Below are 22,962 nucleotides of genomic sequence, written 5' to 3' on the forward strand. Positions count from 1 at the left end.
AAACCTAGTAATCATGATTAAAAAACTATTATTTACATTTCTAATAATATCCATTTCTAATATTTCTTTTGCCCAGAGTCCCAAACGCGGAATTGCTTATGGCAATAACTCAACATCTGATTTATTAGCCTTAAAACCCGGAGTTTCATGGTGGTACAATTGGGGATCTTTGCCCGAAAATGATACCAACACAAATTACGAATCTATTGGCGTAGAATATGTTCCAATGACTTGGAATGCTGTAAGTGATGCTGATGTACAAGCTTTTATTAATAAAATAAAACCGGGCGCAAAATATTTGCTTGCTTTTAATGAACCTAATTTTAATGATGGAGCAAGATTAACGCCTGAGGAAGCTGTAAATGCTTGGGCAAATGTAGAAAAAATCGCTGCTGCCAAAAACCTTGAAATTGTAAGTGCTTCACCAGCTTACAACGGCCCAGATAGTTATGGCAAGATATCGGATCCAGTTGCGTGGCACGATCAGTTTTTTGCTATTTGTCCCAAATGCAAAGTGGATTATATTGCATTTCATACTTATGATAGTTCAGCCGGAGCAGTTATTGGTGTTACGGGACTTCTTAAAAAATACAATAAACCTGTTTGGGTAACTGAATTTGCAAACAGAGTTATTCAGACTTCTGCCGAAAAAATTGCGTTTATGAAAGAAATCTTAACGAGTTTTGAAAACGATCCTGATATTTACAGATATTCATGGTTTACAGGAAGAGTTCCTGAAACTTGGACAGATATGCTTGAAGGACAATTATTGGCCCCGGAAAGAGGTGTTTTGAAACCAATTGGTACAGAATATATAAATGCTTCTTATACCGATAAAAAAATAAATGTTCCGGGAAGAATTATTGCAAACAAACATTATCGTAGAAGTGGTACCGGATTACAAAACACAACAGATTCCGGAACTGGTCAAAATGTATGTTTTATAAATGAAGGCGACTGGAACGAATTCCAACTAAATGTTGCCAATGCCGGAACTTATAATCTGACTTTTAGAGTAGCTTCACCAACAATTACAGGGAAATTTGATATTATCGTAAATGATGTTGTCGTAAAAACCGGCGAAACTTTTCCTGTAACTGGCGGATATCAAACCTTTGCAGATAAAATAGTAAGTGGAATTACATTGCCTAAAGGACAAGTTTATTTGAAAATTAAATTCAAATCAAATGATATGAATTTTAATTACATTGATGTCGCTCAGGCAAATTTAGGCGTAAACGACCCAACTTTCGAAAAAGATACTTTTACCATTTATCCCAATCCTGTTAAAAATCAATCTATACTTCATATAAAATCTGCAGATACAGAACCGTTATCAATAAAAATTGTAGACATGAAAGGAACGCTTTGTTTCTCGTCAAATTCTTATTACACCAATGAAGATATTAAAATTGGAGATAAACTTTCGACAGGAATTTATATTGTAACGGCAAGTTATGGTTCTGTAAAAAAATCCTTGAAAATTATCAAAGACTAAGATTGAAATTTTACCGCAAAGTGCGCAAAGTTTTAGTTTTAGTTTTACTGTACGCATAGCAAACATAAAGTTCGCAAAGCTTTGTATTGATTTAGCTTTGCGAACTTTGCGAAAAACCTTTGCCACTTTGCGGTTAAATTTTTAAATACCTTTTACAAAAAAACCTCTTTCATTAATTTGAAAGAGGTTTTTATTTATGAAAAAATTGTCAAAAATTAAATTCCTGCAATTGCTTTAATCTCGTCAATAATTCGAAGAGCCAGAACGTCTGCTTTTTCCTGAGAAGGAGCTTCAGTATAGATTCTGATAATTGGTTCTGTGTTTGATTTTCTCAAATGTACCCATTCTGTAGCAAAATCAATTTTCACACCATCAATTGTCGTGATATCTTCGTTTTTATATTTTTCAGTCATTGCAACCAAAATCGCATCAACATCAATTTGCGGAGTTAATTCAATTTTGTTTTTGCTCATATAATATTCAGGATATGAAGCTCTCAATGCCGAAACTGACATTTTTTTATTCGCTAAATGCGTCAAAAACAAAGCTACTCCAACCAAACTATCACGTCCGTAATGAGATTCCGGATAGATAATTCCACCGTTACCTTCGCCACCAATAATAGCGTTATTCTTTTTCATTAATTCCACAACATTCACCTCTCCTACTGCACTCGCTTCATATTTTCCACCGTGAGCAACCGTTACATCACGCAAAGCACGAGACGATGACATATTCGAAACTGTATTTCCAGGAGTTTTACTCAAAACATAATCGGCGCAAGCCACCAAAGTATATTCTTCACCAAACATTTCTCCGTCTTCGCTGATAAAAGCCAAACGATCAACATCAGGATCTACAACAACTCCAAGATGCGCTTTTTCTTTAACCACTAATTCTGAAATATCAGTTAAATGTTCTTTTAAAGGCTCTGGATTATGAGGAAAATGTCCGTTTGGTTCGCAATATAATTTTACAACTTCAACGCCCATTAATTCTAATAATCTTGGAATAATAATTCCACCAGAAGAATTTACACCATCAACAACCACTTTAAATTTTGCAGCTTTTACAGCTTCAACATCTACTAAAGGCAAGTTTAAAACTTCGTCAATGTGGATATCCATATAGGCATCATTGATTGTAATTTCGCCTAAATTATCTACATCCGAGAAATCGAAAGCCTCAGCTTCAGCAATTTCTAAAATTTTTGCACCTTCTGCACCGCTTAAAAATTCCCCTTTTTCATTCAGTAATTTCAAAGCATTCCATTGTTTTGGATTGTGAGACGCTGTTAAAATAATTCCACCATCAGCTTTTTCTAATGGCACAGCAACCTCTACAGTTGGCGTAGTAGAAAGTCCAAGATCAATTACATTAATTCCTAAACCTATTAAAGTATTTACCACAAGATTGTGAATCATTGGTCCAGAAATTCTGGCGTCGCGACCAATCACAACCGTTAATTTTTCTTTTGAAGTATTGTTTTTCAGAAAAGTACCATATGCCGATGCAAATTTTACAGCATCAACAGGAGTCAGGTTATCTCCAACTTTTCCACCGATTGTTCCTCGTATACCTGAAATTGATTTTATTAAAGTCATTTTTGTGAGTTATGGTTATCAATTACAAATATAGAAAAGTTACTAAGGTTCTGAGATGCTAAGGTGCTAAGAATTTTAAAAAAAAGTTGTTAAGGTTCTGAAATACTAAGTTTCTAAGATTTAAAAAACTTAAATTAGAAGCTTTATATTATTTATGTAAATATATAAGTATGACATTTTTGTTTTGTGCCGTTAGGTACAAAATATTGGTAGAAAATATGAATTGAGATAGATTTAAGCGTACCGTAGGTACGCAACAAAACACAAGTCATTACGTACCTACGGCACGTTAGCCAATTTTGAACTAATTATTCTACCAATATTTATTACCTGACGGCACATTCTCACTGTTGATTCATATCATTCACTAAAATGATGTAAAAAAGTTTTCATACTTTTACTAAAATAAACTAGTCTCTTAGAAACTAAAAAACTTAGAAACTTAGCACCTCAGAACCTTAGCGCCTTTAAAAAAAGAACCTTAGAAACTCCAGAAAAAAATGAATTTCCTAGCCCATATATATCTTTCAGGTGAAAATGATTTAATTAAAATTGGCAATTTTATGGCCGATGGAATTCGCGGAAAACAATTTGAACATTTTCCTGAGGATGTCCAAAAAGGAATTATTTTACATCGTTTTATAGACACTTATACAGATTCTCACGATATTTTCAGGCAAAGTACAAAGCGTTTACACGAAAAATATCATCATTATGCCGGCGTAATCGTAGATATTGTTTACGATCATTTTCTGGCGAAAAACTGGGCAAAATATTCTGATGAAAAACTGGATCTTTTCATTAATCGGTTTTATAAATCATTACATGAAAATTATCCTATTCTAACGGAAAGAACACAGAATTTAATGCCAACAATGATTAGAGAAAACTGGCTTTGGAGTTATCAGACTACAGACGGAATTCAGCATATTTTAACGCAAATGGATCGAAGATCTAAAAATCAATCCAAAATGCAATTTGCGACTCAGGAACTCAAAGATTTCTATGCAGAATTTGAATCAGAATTCGATCTTTTCTTTGAAGATATGCAAGCTCAAGCCAAACAAAAAAGACTTTCATTATAGAATCTACCCGATTCCAGAAAATATATTACAATACTTTTTATGAAAAAAATCACATTATTATTAAGCTTTATTTCTTTTTATTGTTCTGCTCAGGAAGCTGTAAAACCAACAGGTTTAGTAGCTACAAAAGCAATGGTTGTTTCGGCACGTCAGGAAGCTTCAAAAATTGGAGCAGACATCATGAAAAAAGGCGGAAATGCTTTTGATGCAATGGTTGCCACCGAATTAGCTTTGGCAGTTGCTTTTCCATATGCAGGAAATATTGGCGGCGGCGGATTTATGGTTTATCGAAAAGCAAATGGCGAAGTTGGATCATTAGATTACCGCGAAAAAGCTCCGCTAGCAGCAACAAAAGATATGTTTCTCGATAAAGACGGAAATGTAATAAAAGGAAAAAGTACAGAAACTGCTTTAGCAATTGGTGTTCCCGGAACAGTTGCAGGAGTTTTTGCCGTTCATAAAAAATTAGGTTCATTACCAATGTCCGAGATTTTAAAACCTGTTATCGCACTTGCCGAAAGAGGTGTAATTGTTACGCTAAAACAGCAAAAACAATTAGAAAATTATCACGATGCGATTGTCAAAGCAAATGGTCCAAATACGCTTATGGCAGGAAAATTTAAAGAAAATGATACGATCAAATATCCTGCTTTAGCCAATACTTTGAAACGTATTCTAAAAAATGGAAAAAATGAATTCTATAAAGGTAAAACTGCCAAAATTTTAGTAGAATATCTTCAAAAAAGAGGCGGAATTATTACGCTTAAAGATTTAGCTACTTACGAAGCAAAATGGAGAAAACCATTACAATTTAATTATAAGAATTTAAAAATTACTTCTATGTCGCCTCCAAGCAGCGGCGGAATCTGTCTGGCGCAAATTATGAAAATGATCGCTCCATATGATTTATCAAAAATGGGACACAATTCTGAAGAATCTATTCAGGTTATTGTTGAAGCTGAAAGAAGAGCTTATGCAGACAGAAGTCAGTTTTTAGGCGATCCAGATTTTGTAAAAATTCCAATTAATGCTTTATTATCCGATACTTATTTAAAAGACAGAATGTCAAGTTTTGATGTCAACAAGGCAAGTTTATCATCTGATATAAAAGAAGGAAAAGTAATGTATAATGAAAGTACCGAAACTACACATTATTCTATTGTAGACGCTCAGGGAAATGCTGTTGCAGCAACTACTACAATAAATGACGGTTTTGGTTCTAAATATTATTGTGATGAATTAGGTTTCTTTTTGAACAACGAAATGGACGATTTTAGCGCAAAACCGGGATCTCCAAATATGTTTGGTTTAGTAGGAAATGAAGCCAATAGTATTGCTCCGAAAAAAAGAATGCTAAGTTCAATGACGCCAACTATTGTTGAAAAAGACGGAAACCTGTTTATGGTTGTTGGTTCGCCTGGAGGTTCGACGATTATTACAACTGTTTTGCAAGCGATTCTAAATGTTTATGAGTATAATTTGAGTATGCAGGAAGCTGTAAATGCGCCACGTTTTCACCATCAATGGCTGCCTGATCTTATTACTTTTGAACCAAATGCGTTTGACACAACAACAATAGATAAACTAAAAGCAAAAGGATATTTAATCAACGAAAAAACAACTCCGGTAATTGGAAAACTGGATTGTATTTTGGTTTTACCAAACAAAAATCTTGAAGGTGGTGCCGATTTCCGTGGAGATGACACAGCGGTTGGTTTTTAATTTAGTTTCCAATTTTCATTTATATTACAACATTATGAACTAAATTTGTGGTTTCCCTAACTCTTTACAAACAGAATGCTAAAAAAATATTTTAGAAAACTAGAAAGCATTATCGCTTTAGGACAGTCATTGATGACGCCAAAGCAATTTATTTTTTTATCAAGTGTTTTAATTGGTATTTCTTGTTCTTTGGCAGTAATCGTTTTAAAAACTTTTGCCCATAGTGTTTTCTCTTTTGCGACTTACATCAACGGAATTTTAAAGTTAAGTTTCATAAACAGTATTTTGCCAATTATTGGTATCGTCTTAACTGTTTTTGTCATCAAAAGAGTTCTAAACGGATCTATAGAAAAGGGAACTTCACAAATTTTATACGCTGTTGCTAAAAAAGCAAGTATCATCCCGAAGAAACAAATGTATGCGCAAATTGTTACTTCTTCGCTTACAGTAGGTTTGGGAGGTTCTGCGGGTTTAGAAAGCCCAATCGTAATTACAGGAGCCGCTTTTGGATCAAACTTCGCCCAAAATTATAAACTACCTTATAAAGACAGAACTTTATTGATTGGCTGCGGTGTTGCAGCAGGAATTTCGGCAGCATTTAACGCTCCAATTGCAGGAGTTTTATTTGCAATAGAAGTTTTATTGGTTGATGTAAGTATTTCGGCCTTTACTCCTATTATGATTTCAGCGGCTACAGGTGCTTTGGTTTCTGCAATTGTTCTGGATGAAACTATTTTATTATCCTTCAAAAAACAAGAAGCTTTTAATTATCATAATATTCCATTTTATGTTCTTTTAGGATTATTAACCGGTTTTATGGCGGTTTATTACGCCCGAAATTTCCAAAAAGTAGAGCATTATTTTTCTAAAATGAAAATCGGTGCTTACAGAAAAGCATTGATTGGTTCTTCATTATTAGCATTATTAATTTTCATTTTTCCAACTCTTTTTGGGGAAGGTTATGAAAGTATCAAAACATTGTCAGAATCAGATCCGGGAAAAATATTAGACAATACATTGTTTGGCGATTTTAGAAACAATCAATGGGTTTTGCTTCTTTTTGTAGGTGCTACAATGATGGTAAAAGTATTTGCTTCTGCACTAACACTAGGAAGTGGTGGAAATGGTGGAAACTTTGCTCCATCCCTATTTTTAGGATCATATTTGGGTTATTTTTTCTCCAAATTCTTCAACTTAATTGGTTTAGCTAAACTGCCAATAAGCAACTTTACAATGGTGGGAATGGCAGGTATTTTGAGCGGATTATTTCACGCGCCACTAACTGCTATTTTCTTAATTGCTGAAATTACTGGCGGTTACAGCCTGATGATTCCTCTTATGATTGTTTCATCGATAAGTTTTGCGATTTCTAAACGTTTCGAGAAATATTCTCTGGATGTAAAAGGTCTTGCCAAAAAAGGTCACGCTTTTACCAGTAATAAAGATTCAAACATTTTATCTACTTTAGATATTGATACTATAATTCAATGTGATTATCTGACCGTACATCCTGAAGAAAACTTAAGCAAACTGGTTGATTTAATTTCACATTCAAATCAAGTTGTTTTTGCCGTTGTAAACAATGAAAAAGAACTCGTTGGTATCGTTCATTTTAATGATATTCGCGAAATTATCTTCAATACTTATCGCGTAAAATATACGTTGATTAAAGATGTAATGAAAACTCCGGCAGCTACAATTTCTTCTTTTGACAGTATGGAAATTGTAATGAGCAAGTTCGAAAAATCAAAAACTGCCTTTCTTCCGGTTATCCGAAATGATAAATATTATGGATTCATTTCCAAATCTATAGCACTTGAAGCCTATAGAACTAAGCTGCGTTCTATGACAATAGAATAAGCTTAATATCGGATAAGTTAAAAATTTGAGTTATCCGATATTAAGACGTATATTTGTAGGAATATGTGGAACATTGACCTAACATACAGAGAAGAATTTCAATCGACATTTGACAGATTGTACCAAAAAAGGCTTGATTTGCAAAACAGCAGACCATTGCCCAATATTGCTTTGCACAAAATACGCGAGAGCTTATCACTAGAATGGACTTACAACTCCAATAGTATCGAAGGAAATACTATGAGTTTGCGAGAAACCCAAATGGTAATTCAGGAAGGTATTACTATCAAAGGAAAATCACTCAGAGAACATTTCGAAACCCACAATCACGATAAAGCAATTGATTATTTATATTCAATTGTCGACGATAATTACAATCTTCGAAGCATCGATATCCTTTCCATACATGGATTGGTTTTACGCTCTATCGAAGATGATTTTGCTGGACGTTTACGAAACGGTGGAGTTCGTATTTCTGGCGCTAATTTCATGCCTCCAAATGCCAATAAAGTTTCAGATTACTTAGATGAATTAATTGATTTTGTCAATACAAATCCTCTGGGTTTAAACGATATTGAACTGGCTACGATTTATCATCATAAACTAGTTTGGATTCATCCTTTCTTTGATGGAAACGGTCGCACAGTTCGTTTGAGTATGAATTTATTACTGATGCGTTGCGGTTTTCCACCGGCAATTATCCTCAAAAATGATCGAAAAAAATATTACGAAGCACTTAATCAGGCTAATGGAGGCAATTATCAAAAACTAACACTTTTGATGTGTCAGGCTCTGGAACGTACACTTAATATATATTTAAGTTCGATGCCCGGAAGCACTTATGATTATCAACCCATACAAAATATTGTAAGCGAGCCAGAAACTCCTTATGGTCAGGAATACATCAGTTTACTTGCCAGAACAGGAAAAATAGACGCTTATAAAGAAGGTAGAAACTGGTACACAACCAAAGAAGCCATCGAGGAATATATGGCAACCCGAAAAAGAAAACGCTAACTAACCAAAACCAATCCAAAAATGAAAAAAAACTTATTCTTAATCTTTTTTACTCTAAGTTTTATCTGTAATGCTCAAACAAAAGATAAAATTGACACCACAAAATTATTCAAAGAACTGACTGATCAGGCTTGCTCGTGTATTGATTCAATATCAACTTACAACCGACCTAAAGATTCTATCACAGCAAATATTGGCTCTTGCATTGATGATAAAGTTGGTGCTTATCAATTAGGACAAAAATTTGCTAATATGGATTTATCAAATCCAACAGGAGAAAAAAAAGAGATTAATGTAACTTTAAATTTAAACAAAAATTCCCAAGAGTATAAAGACATTTATTATGAAATGGAAAAATACTTAATGGATAATTGTTCTGTTCTAAAAGATAAAATTGCAGCCAATAATCTGGTAAATAATAATTCAATGTCTACGAATCAAAAAGCATTGGACTTGTACAATTTAGCAATTGAAGAGACTAAAAAAGAAAATTATAAAGGTGCAATAGAAAATTACAAAAAAGCAGTCAAAATTGATCCAAATTTTGCGTTTGCATATGATAATATGGGAATTTGTTACAGACGTTTGGAGCAATATGATTTAGCACTTGAATCTTATGAGAAGTCACTAAAAATAGATCCGAATGGGCTAATGCCGCTACAAAACATCGCAGTCGTTTACTCTTATAAAAAGGAATATCAAAAAGCGGTTAAAACTTATGAAAAGATTGCTACAATAGACCCAAACAATCCTGAAGTATTCTACGGAATTGGACAATTGTACGCACTTCATTTAAATGACACCGAAAAAGGACTTGACAATATGTGTAAAGCTTACAAATTGTATGTGGAACAAAAATCACCTTATAGAACTGATGCCGAAAAATTAATTCAGATGATTTATGCTGACATGAAAAAAAATGGAAATGAAGCAAAGTTTAATGAAATTTTAAAAGCAAACAACCTTAATTCAAATTAGAAATTTGTTACTATTTGTAACATAAACTTTTGCTATCGAGCACAAAAAGAACAAATCAAAGTGGTAACTTTGCGTTTTGCTCAAATTTATGTTAGAAAAAGACAATACTATTGAAGTTCTTGGTGCAAGAGTTCATAATCTGAAAAATATCGATATTTCTATTCCGCGTGAAAAACTGGTTGTAATTACCGGTCTTTCTGGTTCGGGGAAATCATCTTTGGCGTTTGATACCATTTATGCTGAAGGACAGCGTCGTTATGTTGAAACATTCTCTGCTTATGCCAGGCAGTTTCTTGGTGGTTTAGAGCGTCCTGATGTAGATAAAATTGACGGGCTTTCGCCAGTAATTGCAATTGAACAAAAAACAACCAGTAAAAGTCCGCGTTCTACCGTTGGAACTATTACTGAAATATATGATTTCCTAAGACTTTTGTACGCTCGTGGTGCTGACGCTTATAGTTACAACACTGGCGAGAAAATGGTTTCTTATTCTGATGAGCAGATTAAAGATCTAATCATGCAGGATTTTAATGGGAAACGCATCAATATTCTTGCTCCGATTATTAGAGCCAGAAAAGGTCATTATGCCGAATTATTCCAGCAAATTACCAAACAAGGTTTTCTGAAAGTTCGTGTAAATGGTGAAGTTCAGGATTTAGTTTCAGGAATGAAATTAGACCGTTACAAAACTCACGATATCGAAATTGTTGTAGACAGAATGTTGATCGAAAATACCGAAGACAATCAAAAAAGATTGGCCGAAAGTATTAATACAGCAATGCATCATGGCGAAAATGTATTGATGATTCTGGATCAGGATACAAACGAAGTACGTTATTTCAGTAGAAATTTAATGTGTCCTACAACGGGAATTTCATATCAAAATCCGGAACCAAATTTATTTTCGTTCAACTCTCCAAAAGGAGCTTGTCCGCATTGTAATGGATTAGGAACCGTTCATGAAATCAATGTTAAAAAGATTATTCCGAATCCTAAATTATCGATCAAAGCAGGAGGTTTTGCTCCGCTTGGCGAATATAAATCATCTTGGATTTTTAAGCAATTAGAAGTTATTGGAGAAAAATACGGCTTCAAATTAACAGATCCAATTGAGAAGATTCCAGAAGAAGCCATGAACATGATTTTACATGGTGGAAAAGAAAAATTCACTGTAAATTCAAAAGATTTAGGCGTAACACGCGATTATAAAATTGATTTTGAAGGAATTTCACATTTTATCAAAAATCAATATGACGAAAGTGCATCAACTACAATAAAACGTTGGGCAAAAGATTTCATGGACGAAATAAATTGTCCGGTTTGCGAAGGTTCTCGTCTTAAAAAAGAAGCTCAGTTTTTTAGAGTAAATGGAAAAAACATCACTGAATTGTGTGATATGGATATTTCTGATTTAACGACTTGGTTTCAGGATTTAAATACACATTTAACAGACAAACAACTTTTGATTGCGTCAGAAGTGGTTAAAGAAATAAAAGATCGTTTGAACTTTTTAATGAATGTTGGTTTGAATTATTTGGCTTTAAGCCGAAGTTCAAAATCACTTTCGGGAGGTGAAGCACAACGTATTCGATTAGCGACACAAATTGGTTCTCAATTAGTTGGTGTTTTATATATTTTGGATGAGCCAAGTATTGGTTTACACCAAAGAGACAACGAAAAACTGATTAAATCTTTGGAACAATTACGTGATATTGGAAATTCGGTTATTGTTGTAGAACACGACAAAGACATGATCGAAACCGCTGATTACGTTATTGATATTGGTCCGAAAGCAGGGAAATATGGAGGAGAAATCATTAGTATAGGAACTCCGGCGGAAACTTTAAAATCTAACACTATTACTGCTCAATACTTGAACGGTACAATGAAATTGGAGATTCCGAAAGAGCGAAGAAAAGGAAACGGAAAGTTCTTGAAATTGACCGGAGCAACAGGAAATAACCTAAAAAATGTTTCTATCGAATTGCCTTTAGGACAATTAATTTGCGTAACGGGAGTTTCTGGAAGTGGAAAATCGACTTTGATCAATGAGACGCTCTACCCTATTTTGAACGCTTATTATTTTAATGGTGTAAAAAAACCACAACCTTATAAAAAGATTGAAGGTCTTGAACATATTGACAAAGTAATTGATATTGACCAAAGTCCGATTGGGAGAACGCCACGTTCAAATCCAGCGACTTATACTGAAGTTTTTACCGAAATCAGAAACCTGTTTACGATGACTTCTGAAAGTATGATTCGCGGTTATAAAGCGGGACGCTTTAGTTTTAATGTAAAAGGCGGACGTTGCGAAACCTGCGAAGGTTCTGGTGTTCGTACTATTGAAATGAACTTTTTACCAGATGTTTATGTAGAATGTGAAACATGTCAGGGAAAACGTTTCAATAGAGAAACTTTAGAGATTCGATATAAAGGAAAATCAATTTCAGATGTATTGAATATGACCGTTGACGAAGCAGTTCCGTTCTTTGAAAACATTCCGAAGATTTACAGAAAAGTAAAAACAATTCAGGATGTTGGTTTAGGATATATTACTCTTGGTCAACAAAGTACAACACTTTCTGGTGGTGAAGCACAACGTATAAAACTAGCCGGAGAATTGTCTAAAAAAGATACCGGAAATACGTTTTATATTCTGGATGAACCTACAACAGGATTGCATTTTGAAGACATTCGTGTTTTAATGGATGTTATCAATAAATTGGTTGATAAAGGAAATACAATCCTTGTTATCGAACATAATATGGACGTAATAAAACTTGCCGATTATATTATTGATATTGGCCCTGAAGGCGGAAAAGGCGGCGGACAATTGATCGCCAAAGGAACTCCGGAAGAAGTTGCTAAAAGTAAAAAAAGCTATACGGCGAAGTTTTTGAAAAAGGAATTGGAGAATTAGAATCATGATATCTTTGTCAAAGTTTAAAACTTTGACAAAGATTTGAAACACATAAAAAGTGAAGAAATAAAAAACAGATTTTTTAATGAACGATAAATTAACGTTTCCACTTGTAATTCATGCAAATCCAACAAAATTAGAACGGTATTTATTTTTGTTTTTAGTGGCTTTTATCTTTCTTCCCTTTTCTTATGGTGTTTTCACTGCACAAGGATTCTATTGCTTAAGTCTACCGTTTGGTTTCTTTGGAATGTTGACATATAACCATTTTACAGATTATAAATTCACACCTTTAAAAACAATTCAAAAAAATAAATTCGTATGTTTTAGTGAGAATGAGGTAGAAATTTGGGAAGATGAAGAATCTCTTTTATACAATTGGAATGATTTAGAAAATATCCAAATAAACATAATCGCATTTAAAGGTAAATGGAAAGACGAAGATGGTAGATATGACGGAATTGAAAATTACATATCATTTGCTTTTCAAGGCGTAACTCATAAACATCTTTTTTACATTGATACTCCTAAAGAATTCAATTTCTTATGGGATTATTTTGAAAAAATAATTTTACCAAAATTATATCTATCCAAGAGGATTAAAGAGGAAAGTATAATTATACCATTATTGGATTATACAGAATTACAAAAATTTAAAACAAAATACGACATAAATAGATATACTGATTTTATACATTTCAATTAAGAAATAAGAATATTCAAAAAATATAAAGCGACTAATTATTCCATTCAAAAATAAAACAATTCATTACACACTCCAATCTATTGATAATGAATAAGAATACAAGAATGATCTTATTTTAAATGTTACATTTAAATTAATAAATCCCCATTTCTGTAACAATTCTCGAAAAAAGCAGTAATTTAGTACGCCCTTTTTGTCAAAGCTTTTAATTCTGGCAAAGAGTAAGATAAAATCCATGAATCTAAAAGATAAATTAACTGGTGTAGACCGATATTTTTCGCCTAAAATTATTGATGAAGTAAACGATCAATATATTAAAGTGGCCAAAATAAAAGGTCAGGAAGTTCCGTGGCATAATCATGAGAATGAAGACGAATTATTTTACATTATAGATGGTGAGCTTTTAATGGAAATTGAAAATGAAGCTTCTTTCACGATGAAAAAAGGCGATTTATTCGTTGTAAAAAAAGGCGTAAATCATCGGGTTTCATCGGTTGAGGAATGTTCTATAATGTTGATTGAATCAAAAACTACCGAACATACCGGAAAAGTTAAAAGCAACATCACTAAATCAATTGAAGAACAAACGTATTAATTAAAAGAGAATTTTTCTTTTTATAAAACAATATTTCAATTGAAAACAGATGCCCTAGCCCTGATGGGAACGGCATCTCCCGATTTAGAAAAACAAGGCTTTTTAGCCGTAGTTTTTGTTATCGGGAATATAGTGGACAGCAGGAAATAGCTCCTTCTTCTTCTACTAGACTTGAGATAAAAATTTTAAAACGACACAGCTAGAAATAAAAATATAAATAATTAAAATACCTAAAATGAGATTAGAAGATTTTGATAATGATGAGGACAAAGTAATTCAGGACCGTTTGAAACAAAAAACGTGGAATGAAATTAGAACAAATGACAGCTGGGCGATTTTTAAAATCATGGCCGAATTTGTAAACGGTTATGAAAGCATGGGACGTATTGGTCCTTGTGTATCGATTTTTGGATCGGCGCGAACAAAACCAGATGATAAGTATTATTTATTGGCAGAAAAAATTGCATTCAAAATCAGTAAAGCTGGTTACGGAGTGATCACAGGAGGTGGTCCCGGAATCATGGAAGCTGGAAATAAAGGTGCACATTTAGGAGGCGGAACTTCGGTTGGTTTGAATATCGAATTGCCTTTTGAACAACACTTTAACCCTTATATTGACCACGATAAAAACCTGAATTTCGATTATTTCTTTGTGAGAAAAGTTATGTTCGTTAAATATTCGCAAGGTTTTGTGGTTATGCCAGGTGGTTTTGGAACTCTTGACGAAATGTTTGAAGCGATTACTTTGATTCAGACTAAGAAAATTGGAAAATTCCCAATTATTTTAGTTGGTGTTGAATTTTGGTCTGGATTGATTGACTGGGTAAAAACTGTTTTGGTTGAAAAAATGCATACAGTAAGTCCAGAAGATTTAAACTTATTTAAAATCGTAGATACTGAAGATGAAGTAGTTGACGTATTAGATAAATTCTACAAGAAATATGACTTAAGTCCAAATTTCTAAAAATATTTCGAACATATAAATGATGTAAACTAATTTAAATTCACGTTATGCTATCCTTAAAATAACATGAACTTACATCATCTATATGTTTAATTACATTAAATCTTACAAAAAAGTAAAGCTGTTTTTTAAAACAGCTTTTTTTATGCTATTTTTACATAAAACCAAAACAACTATACGCTCGTAACTTAAGTTATATTCATCAATATCTGAACTATCATTGAAATCAATCTATAGAATTATATTATTTGTTTTAGTTTTATTAAGTTCGGTAAAACAGTTCGCGCAACATCAATCTAAGATGGAAGTGGCGGTTAATCTCGAACTCAAAACTCTAAATGTAAAACAGGATATTACGTTTTACAACACTTCAAACGATTCGTTGGTTTCGATTGTATTGAACGATTGGAATAATGCTTTTTCGGATAAAAACACGCCGCTTGCAAGACGTTTTTCTGATGAGTTTTATAGAGGTTTTCATCTTGCTAAACCTGCTGAAAGAGGAAATACTACTATTTTGAATCTTACCGATTCTGACAATATGGCTCTTGAATGGGAAAGAACGGATAAGAATCCTGATTACATTATTGTTAAGCTAAATAGAAAATTATATCCTGGAGAAAAAATAGATTTGCACCTAACTTATATCTCTAAAATTCCGAGTGATAAATTTACGCGCTACGGTTTTACTCAAAATGGTGGAATGATTTTGAAAAACTGGTTTTTAAGTCCTGCGAGATTTGAAAATCATAGTTTTACAAAAAACAACAATTTCAATCTGGATGATATTGCTAATGCAAGTACTGATTATCAAATCGAAGTAAAACTTCCAAGCAGTTATTCTATTACAACTGATTTGAATTCGGTTTCAAAAGATATTTCGAATCCATCTTTTAGCACTTATTTATTTACTGGAAATAACAGAACTGATTTTAATTTTTATATCGAAAAACAGAATACTTTCAAGAGTTACGATAATGGTCTTGTAGAAGTACTTTCAGATTTAAAAACCAAGAAATTGGACGAGATTCAAAAAGCAATTATCATAGATAAAGTTGCCACTTTTGCGAATGATTTTATTGGAAAATATCCACATGAAAGAATATTGATTTCTCAGGTGGATTATGATAGAAATCCTTTTTATGGATTAAATCAGTTACCATCGTTTATAAGTCCGTTTAGTGATGATTTTATTTTTGAGATTACTTTCTTAAAAACGTATTTGAACAATTATCTAAAGAATTGTTTACGCTTGGATCCCAGAAAAGACAATTGGGTTTATGACGGAATTCAGATTTATGCGATGATGAAATACATGGAGCAACATCACTCGGATCAAAAAATGCTTGGACGACTTTCGGACATGAAACTCTTTAAAAGTTACAACATTACAAATCTGACTTTCAACGAGCAATACAGTTATTATTATATGCTAATGGCCAGAAAAAATTTGGATCAACCACTTGGCGACCCAAAAAATACTTTAATAAAATTCAACGAACAAATTGCGAGCAAATACCGCGCAGGTTTAAGTTTGAGTTATTTAGATGATTATTTAAATCATAATATTGTTCCTGAAAGTGTACAGGAATTTTATAATCTGAATAAAAAAGAACAAACGAATCGCTATGATTTCGAAAAAATACTAACCAAAAACAGTCCAAAAGACATCAAATGGTTTTTTAATACTATTATAGATTCACGTGATATTATTGACTATAAGTTTACGAATGTTTCGAGAACTAAAGACAGCGTTCAGTTTAAAATAAAAAATAAGACTGATAATTTTGTTCCAATTCCCGTTTACGGAATTAAGAAAAATGAAGTCGTATTCAAGAAATGGATCGAACCTAAGAATAATGATTCGATTTATGAATTTGCCCGAAAAAGCGCAGACAAACTTGTTCTGAATTACGACAATGAAGTTCCGGAATACAATCAAAGAAACAACTGGAAATCTTTGAAGAGTTTAGTTATAACCAATCGTCCTATAAAATTTAATTTTGCCAAAGATTTAGAAGATCCATATTACAATCAGATTTTATACATCCCAACGCTTACTTATAATTTATACGATGGTTTGACGCCAGGAATTCGTTTTCACAACAAAACTATTCTTGACAAACCGTTTACTTTTGACATTAATCCTGCTTATTCTATAAATGCCGGAACAATTTCTGGTTCTTCGGCTTTTTCATGGAGCGAATATTATAGAAATAGTACCTTATATAATGTGCGATATTCTTTAAGTCAAAATTATTTTCACTATGCTCCAGACGCCACTTATTTGAGATTAAATCCAATGGTTCAGTTTAGAATTCGTGAAGAAAACTTTAGAGATAATCGAAAACAAATAATTCTGTTTCGTCAGGTAATTGTAAATCGTGAAGAGAGTAAATATATAACTGATAATTCAAAACCAAATTATTCGGTTTTCAATGCGCGTTATACAAATACAAAAACCGAGTTGATTAATCATTTTAGTTATATGAATGATCTTCAACTTTCGGGAGATTTCGGAAAAATTGCCGGAGAAGTTGAATATCGCAGATTGTTCGAAAACAATCATAAATTAAATCTAAGAATGTACGCCGGAGCTTTTATATACAACTCTACAAATTCAGATTATTTTAGTTTTGGTTTAGATCGTCCAACCGATTATCTTTTCGATTATAATTTTTACGGAAGATCTGAAAGCACCGGATTCTTTAGTCAGCAATTTGTAATGGCCGAAGGTGGTTTTAAATCAAAATTAGAACCTGCATACGCCAATCAATGGATGACAACTTTGAATGCCAGTTATTCGATTTGGAACTGGATTGAAATGTACGGAGATATTGGTTTTATGAAAAGTAAGCATCAAAGTGCAGACTTTGTTTATGATAGCGGTATACGGTTAAACTTGGTTCCGGACTATTTTGAACTCTATTTTCCGGTTTATTCGAATAATGGATGGGAGGTTTCTCAAAAAAATTATGACCAAAAAATACGATTTGTGATCACTTTATCACCAAAAACATTAGTCAATCTTTTCACTAGAAAATGGTTCTAATCGAATGAATTTTAAATAAAAACCTGCATTATTATCACAAAAAACAATTTTTACGTAAAAATACCACAAAAAAAGTACGTAGTTTTTTGGTTTTAAATACAAATAATTGAATTATATTTATTTTAAAGAATTATGATTATTGATTGTTTTTAAGTAATTTCGCAGAGTAAACATGACTCTCCAAGATTATGATAAAAGAAAAAAGCAATACTACATTAACATTTGAAGATTTCAAAACTGAGGTATTGAACGACTATAGAATTGCAGTTACCAGCCGCGAATGTAGTCTTTTAGGTCGTAAAGAAGTATTAACTGGTAAAGCCAAATTTGGAATATTTGGAGACGGAAAAGAAGTGCCACAGCTTGCTATGGCAAAAGCTTTTAAAAACGGAGATTTCCGTTCCGGATACTATCGCGATCAGACTTTTATGATGGCAATTGGCGAGCTGACTCCAAAGCAATTTTTTGCAGGTTTATACGGTCATACCGATTTAGATTTTGATCCAATGTCTGCAGGAAGGCAAATGGGCGGACACTTTGTAACGCACAGTTTGAACGAAGACGGATCTTGGAAAGACTTAACAAAACAAAAAAATTCAAGCGCAGATATATCTCCAACAGCCGGACAAATGCCAAGATTATTGGGATTAGCTCAAGCTTCAAAAATTTACAGAAATGTTGATGGTATTACTATCAAAGACAAATTCTCTGTAAACGGAAACGAAGTTGCATGGGGAACTATTGGAAATGCAAGTACATCTGAAGGTTTGTTTTTTGAAACCATAAATGCTGCCGGAGTTCTGCAAGTACCAATGGTTATGAGTGTTTGGGATGATGAATACGGAATTTCGGTTCACGCAAAACATCAAACTACTAAAGAAAACATCTCTGAAATCTTAAAAGGATACCAACGCGACGAAGATTCTAAAGGTTATGATATTTTTAGAGTAAAAGGTTGGGATTATGCCGAGTTAGTTTCTACTTATGAAAGAGCCGGCGCAATCGCACGCGAACAACACGTTCCTGTTTTAATTCACGTAAACGAATTAACCCAGCCACAAGGGCATTCTACTTCTGGTTCTCACGAACGTTACAAAAATGCAGAAAGACTGGCTTGGGAAAAAGATTTTGACTGTATTCGTCAGATGCGTTTATGGATGATCGCTATCAATATTGCATCGCCTGAAGAATTAGCCGAAATTGATTTTGAATTGAAAAAAGAAGTTCTGGAAGCCAAAAAAGAAGCTTGGAACTCTTTTATAAATCCAATTATTGAAGATCAAAAAAATCTTTTAGTATTATTGGAGCAAATTGCTGAGGCAAGCATCAATCATAAAGAAAGAATTAAAAAATACATCTCTGAATTAAGCGCCATAAAATCACCTTTAAAAAAGGAAATGCTTGTTATCGCAAGAAAGATTTTACGCTTTATCGAAGTTCCAAATAGTAAAGCTATACTATCAAAATGGATCACAGATTATATTGGAACTACACAAGAAAAATTCAGCAGTAATTTATATTCTGATTCAGAGCAAAATGTATTTTCAGTTAAAAAAGTACTTCCTGAATATGCTGAAAATGCAAAAGCTGACTTAGACGGACGTATGATTTTACGTGACAACTTTGACGCTTTATTTAGCAAATATCCAGAAACTTTAATCTTTGGTGAAGACGTAGGAAACATTGGTGACGTAAACCAAGGTTTAGAAGGAATGCAGGAGAAATACGGTGAACTTCGTGTTGCCGATGTTGGTATTCGTGAAGCAACTATTCTTGGACAAGGAATTGGAATGGCTTTGAGAGGCTTACGTCCTATTGCTGAGATTCAATATTTAGATTATTTACTGTATGCGATTCAAATCATGAGTGATGATTTGGCTACTTTACAATACAGAACCGTTGGAAAACAAAAAGCACCATTAATTATCAGAACCCGCGGACATCGTCTGGAAGGTATCTGGCATTCTGGTTCTCCAATGGGAATGATTATTAACGCTATACGCGGAATCCACGTTTTGGTTCCTAGAAATATGACGCAAGCGGCAGGTTTTTACAACGCTCTTTTAGAGACTGACGAACCAGCTTTAGTAATCGAATGTTTAAATGGTTACCGTTTAAAAGAAAAAACTCCGTTAAACTTTGGAGAATTCAAAACGCCAATTGGTGTAGTTGAAACTCTAAAAGAAGGTTCAGATATTACTTTAGTTTCTTACGGATCAACATTAAGATTGGTAGAACAAGCTGCAGTAGAATTATTGGATTTAGGAATTGATTGCGAAGTAATCGATATTCAATCTTTACTTCCGTTTGACGTTAACAAGGATATTGTAAAAAGTATTGCCAAAACAAATCGTCTTTTAGTAATTGACGAAGATGTTCCCGGAGGAGCTTCAGCATTTATTTTGCAACAAATTTTGGAAGATCAAGACGCTTATAATTACTTAGACAGTAAACCGCAAACCCTTGCTGCAAAAGAGCACAGACCAGCATACGGAACTGATGGTGACTATTTCTCAAAACCTTCTGCCGAAGATATTTTTGAAAAAGTATACAGCATGATGAATGAAGTTAATCCATCTAAATTCCCTAGTTTATACTAAGAATTTAGTTCGGTTTTGAATATAAAAAAAGCTTGTAGACAATTGTTTACAAGCTTTTTTATTTTTACATAAATTACGTCATTGCGAGGAACGAAGCAACCACACTATCAAAACATGACGTGATAAAGCAAGTGAGATTGCTTCGTTCCTCGCAATGACAAAAAATCCGCGACTTCGCAATAGCGAATCCGTGTCATCCGCGTGCCATTAATCGCAAACTAAGCCTTCAATATAGCCCTAGCCTTTTCTAAATCCTCAGCCGTATCAATCCCAATACCAATATGAGTTGTTTCGACCATTTTAATACGTTTTCCAAATTCTAAATATCGTAATTGCTCTAACTTCTCAGAAGCTTCCAAAGATTTCATTGGTAAACTATAAAAATCCAACAAAGCCTGTTTTCTAAAAGCATAAATCCCGATGTGTTGAAAATAACGCACACCAACATCTTTATCTCTAGGATATGGAATCACTGAACGTGAAAAATACAATGCAAATTGCGATTGATCAACCACCACTTTTACATCATTCGGGTTATTTATATCGTCTTCATCTGTAATTTCACGCATTAACGAAGCCAAATCAATCTTACGGTCTTCATCATTTTTAAAAACAGATAAAACCTGTTCTAATGGTCCAGCTTCTGTAAAAGGTTCATCACCTTGCACATTTACAACAATATCAACATCTAAATTCGCAACAGCTTCAGCAATTCGATCACTTCCGGATTCGTGCTCTTTGATGCTCATAATGGCTTTTCCACCGTGATTTACAATTTCATCAAATATCAAATCAGAATCAGTTACTACAAATACATCATCAAACAATTTTGTAGCAACAGTTGCTTCATAAGTTCTTAAAATCACAGTTTTTCCACCCAAATCCTGCATTAGTTTCGCAGGAAAACGTGTTGAAGCATATCGTGCCGGAATTACAGCTATTATTTTCATTTTAATTCTTTTTTTTAACCAAAACAAATGTAAGTATTCAAAACCTAGATAAAAAACATAATTCAAAGAGATCATATGTTTATAATTTAGAAAAACAGGGAAACTTGCAAAACTCTATAATTCGTTTTTACTACTTTATAATATGATTTAACAAACGCATTTTACCGCAAAGCGCGCAAAGTTTTTTTATTTGCAAGGTTTTATAAAAACGCAAAGTTCGCAAAGCTTTACCGTTAATCTTGCCTTGCGTATTTTACCGCAAAGCACGCAAAGGTTTTTTATCTGTAAGGTTTTATAAAAACGCAAAGTTCGCAAAGCTTTACCGTTAATCTTGTCTTATGTATTTTACCGCAAAGCGCGCAAAGGTTTCTCATTTACAAGGTTTTATAAAAACGCAAAGTTCGCAAAGCTTTGTAAATATAGCTTTGCGAACTTTGCGTTTAATAAGCGTAATCCAGAGCAAAAAAACTTAGCGCACTTTGCGGTAAAAATTTCTACACAATTTCTACACAATTTCTACATAATTTTTACCGAAGTCATACTCAAAGAACCAGCCAATAATTTATCATTAAACAAACTCAATTCTTCTGATTTTTCTTTTAAACCTAAAGTGTATAATAAAGGTAAATAATGATCCGGAGTTGGAATCGCCAATTGAATCGCTTTGTTCATTTTTTCGAAATCAATCAAAGGCTGAAAATTTCCATCTAATAAATAATTATTAACGGTTTCGCGCGCTTCAATTGCCCAATCGTAACCGTAATTATCTTTATCAAAATTTCTAAAATCAACCAGACGAAGATTATGAACGATATTTCCGCTTCCGATAATCAAAACGCCTTTACGACGTAATGATTGCAACTTCTGAGCCAACTCAAAATGATATTGTCCTGATTTTGTATAATCAATACTCAACTGAATTACCGGAACATTTGCTTCTGGATATAAATGCTTGATTACGCTCCAGGCGCCATGATCTAAACCCCAATGTTCGTCTAAATCAACGTGAACAGGATCTAAAATTTTCTGAGTTTCCAAAGCTAATTCAGGACTTCCTTTTGCAGGATATTGCACATCAAATAGCGCTTGCGGAAAACCACCAAAATCATGAATAGTTCTTGGCATTTGCATCGAAGTTACTTTGGTTCCGTTTGTAAACCAATGCGCCGAAACACATAGAATTGCATTCGGTTGTGGCAATGTTTTGGCAAGATCACGAAAACCAGCCACAAACTGATTTTCTTCAATTGCATTCATTGGGCTGCCGTGTCCTAAAAATAAAACCGGCATTTTATCTGTATTCGAAAACGTTGATGAAATCGAATGTAAGTCGTTTAATGTTGTCATTGTGAAAATAGATTTTACAACACAAATTGCACTAATTCACACAAATTCTAAGTCTAAAATA

15 protein-coding genes are annotated in these 22,962 nt (G+C 33.4%); 12 read left to right on the forward strand and 3 right to left on the reverse strand.

The features are described 5' to 3' along the window. Nucleotides 1-13: 13 nt before the first annotated feature. Entirely contained in the window at nt 14-1,498 is a 1,485-nt protein-coding gene (locus tag WN975_RS10210; RefSeq protein ID WP_337966448.1) for a glycosyl hydrolase, read from the forward strand. Nucleotides 1,499-1,713: 215 nt separating this feature from the next. On the opposite strand, the gene glmM is transcribed toward WN975_RS10210, so the two are convergent. Beyond that, the gene (glmM, locus tag WN975_RS10215; RefSeq protein ID WP_099708573.1) at nt 1,714-3,102 is read right to left on the reverse strand and encodes a phosphoglucosamine mutase; all 1,389 of its coding nucleotides are present in this window, start codon (nt 3,100-3,102) and stop codon (nt 1,714-1,716) included. Between the two features lie 500 nt (nt 3,103-3,602). Between glmM and WN975_RS10220 the strand changes: the two genes are divergently transcribed. From WN975_RS10220 to WN975_RS10270, 11 genes are all read left to right on the forward strand, one after another. Continuing rightward, on the forward strand, nt 3,603-4,187 hold the full coding sequence (locus WN975_RS10220; protein WP_337966449.1) for an ACP phosphodiesterase: 585 nt from the start codon (nt 3,603-3,605) through the stop codon (nt 4,185-4,187). 39 nt (nt 4,188-4,226) lie between these two features. Continuing rightward, entirely contained in the window at nt 4,227-5,909 is a 1,683-nt protein-coding gene (gene ggt / locus WN975_RS10225) for a gamma-glutamyltransferase (RefSeq protein ID WP_337966450.1), read from the forward strand. 75 nt (nt 5,910-5,984) lie between these two features. After that, nucleotides 5,985-7,769: a chloride channel protein gene (locus tag WN975_RS10230; protein ID WP_337966451.1), complete on the forward strand. Its 1,785-nt coding sequence runs from the start codon at nt 5,985-5,987 to the stop codon at nt 7,767-7,769. A gap of 63 nt (nt 7,770-7,832) precedes the next feature. Then, the gene (locus WN975_RS10235) at nt 7,833-8,786 is read left to right on the forward strand and encodes a Fic family protein (RefSeq protein WP_337966452.1); all 954 of its coding nucleotides are present in this window, start codon (nt 7,833-7,835) and stop codon (nt 8,784-8,786) included. Between the two features lie 21 nt (nt 8,787-8,807). After that, nucleotides 8,808-9,764: a tetratricopeptide repeat protein gene (locus WN975_RS10240; RefSeq protein ID WP_337966453.1), complete on the forward strand. Its 957-nt coding sequence runs from the start codon at nt 8,808-8,810 to the stop codon at nt 9,762-9,764. An 88-nt stretch (nt 9,765-9,852) separates the two neighbouring features. Further along, nucleotides 9,853-12,687: an excinuclease ABC subunit UvrA gene (gene uvrA / locus WN975_RS10245; protein ID WP_337966454.1), complete on the forward strand. Its 2,835-nt coding sequence runs from the start codon at nt 9,853-9,855 to the stop codon at nt 12,685-12,687. A gap of 85 nt (nt 12,688-12,772) precedes the next feature. Beyond that, the gene (locus WN975_RS10250; RefSeq protein WP_337966455.1) at nt 12,773-13,393 is read left to right on the forward strand and encodes a hypothetical protein; all 621 of its coding nucleotides are present in this window, start codon (nt 12,773-12,775) and stop codon (nt 13,391-13,393) included. A gap of 235 nt (nt 13,394-13,628) precedes the next feature. Then, nucleotides 13,629-13,988, forward strand: a complete 360-nt coding sequence (locus WN975_RS10255; protein WP_337966456.1) for a cupin domain-containing protein — start codon at nt 13,629-13,631, stop codon at nt 13,986-13,988. A 235-nt stretch (nt 13,989-14,223) separates the two neighbouring features. After that, on the forward strand, nt 14,224-14,952 hold the full coding sequence (locus tag WN975_RS10260; RefSeq protein ID WP_099708581.1) for a TIGR00730 family Rossman fold protein: 729 nt from the start codon (nt 14,224-14,226) through the stop codon (nt 14,950-14,952). A gap of 301 nt (nt 14,953-15,253) precedes the next feature. Continuing rightward, the gene (locus WN975_RS10265) at nt 15,254-18,004 is read left to right on the forward strand and encodes an aminopeptidase (protein ID WP_337968983.1); all 2,751 of its coding nucleotides are present in this window, start codon (nt 15,254-15,256) and stop codon (nt 18,002-18,004) included. 188 nt (nt 18,005-18,192) lie between these two features. Then, nucleotides 18,193-20,604: a thiamine pyrophosphate-dependent enzyme gene (locus WN975_RS10270; protein ID WP_337966457.1), complete on the forward strand. Its 2,412-nt coding sequence runs from the start codon at nt 18,193-18,195 to the stop codon at nt 20,602-20,604. A gap of 218 nt (nt 20,605-20,822) precedes the next feature. Here WN975_RS10270 and kdsB read toward each other — a convergent pair whose 3' ends face one another. Together kdsB and ygiD are read right to left on the reverse strand one after the other, a co-directional pair. Then, nucleotides 20,823-21,554: a 3-deoxy-manno-octulosonate cytidylyltransferase gene (gene kdsB / locus WN975_RS10275; protein WP_337966458.1), complete on the reverse strand. Its 732-nt coding sequence runs from the start codon at nt 21,552-21,554 to the stop codon at nt 20,823-20,825. A gap of 516 nt (nt 21,555-22,070) precedes the next feature. Then, nucleotides 22,071-22,901, reverse strand: coding sequence for a 4,5-DOPA dioxygenase extradiol (gene ygiD / locus WN975_RS10280; protein ID WP_337966459.1), 831 nt, complete (start codon nt 22,899-22,901; stop codon nt 22,071-22,073). Between the last annotated feature and the right edge of the window lie 61 nt (nt 22,902-22,962).

This window comes from uncultured Flavobacterium sp., from assembly GCF_951805225.1.
Taxonomy (GTDB): Bacteria; Bacteroidota; Bacteroidia; order Flavobacteriales; family Flavobacteriaceae; genus Flavobacterium.

Bases quoted from the DNA above. Each gene is read 5' to 3' on its own strand.
- WN975_RS10235 (WP_337966452.1), top strand. From the start codon at position 7,833: ATGTGGAACATTGACCTAACATACAGAGAAGAATTTCAATCGACATTT.
- WN975_RS10230 (WP_337966451.1), top strand. From the start codon at position 5,985: ATGCTAAAAAAATATTTTAGAAAACTAGAAAGCATTATCGCTTTAGGA.
- glmM (WP_099708573.1), bottom strand. From the start codon at position 3,102: ATGACTTTAATAAAATCAATTTCAGGTATACGAGGAACAATCGGTGGA.
- ggt (WP_337966450.1), top strand. From the start codon at position 4,227: ATGAAAAAAATCACATTATTATTAAGCTTTATTTCTTTTTATTGTTCT.
- WN975_RS10220 (WP_337966449.1), top strand. From the start codon at position 3,603: ATGAATTTCCTAGCCCATATATATCTTTCAGGTGAAAATGATTTAATT.
- WN975_RS10240 (WP_337966453.1), top strand. From the start codon at position 8,808: ATGAAAAAAAACTTATTCTTAATCTTTTTTACTCTAAGTTTTATCTGT.
- kdsB (WP_337966458.1), bottom strand. From the start codon at position 21,554: ATGAAAATAATAGCTGTAATTCCGGCACGATATGCTTCAACACGTTTT.
- WN975_RS10210 (WP_337966448.1), top strand. From the start codon at position 14: ATGATTAAAAAACTATTATTTACATTTCTAATAATATCCATTTCTAAT.
- WN975_RS10270 (WP_337966457.1), top strand. From the start codon at position 18,193: ATGATAAAAGAAAAAAGCAATACTACATTAACATTTGAAGATTTCAAA.
- WN975_RS10265 (WP_337968983.1), top strand. From the start codon at position 15,254: ATGGAAGTGGCGGTTAATCTCGAACTCAAAACTCTAAATGTAAAACAG.
- WN975_RS10255 (WP_337966456.1), top strand. From the start codon at position 13,629: ATGAATCTAAAAGATAAATTAACTGGTGTAGACCGATATTTTTCGCCT.
- WN975_RS10260 (WP_099708581.1), top strand. From the start codon at position 14,224: ATGAGATTAGAAGATTTTGATAATGATGAGGACAAAGTAATTCAGGAC.
- uvrA (WP_337966454.1), top strand. From the start codon at position 9,853: ATGTTAGAAAAAGACAATACTATTGAAGTTCTTGGTGCAAGAGTTCAT.
- WN975_RS10250 (WP_337966455.1), top strand. From the start codon at position 12,773: ATGAACGATAAATTAACGTTTCCACTTGTAATTCATGCAAATCCAACA.
- ygiD (WP_337966459.1), bottom strand. From the start codon at position 22,901: ATGACAACATTAAACGACTTACATTCGATTTCATCAACGTTTTCGAAT.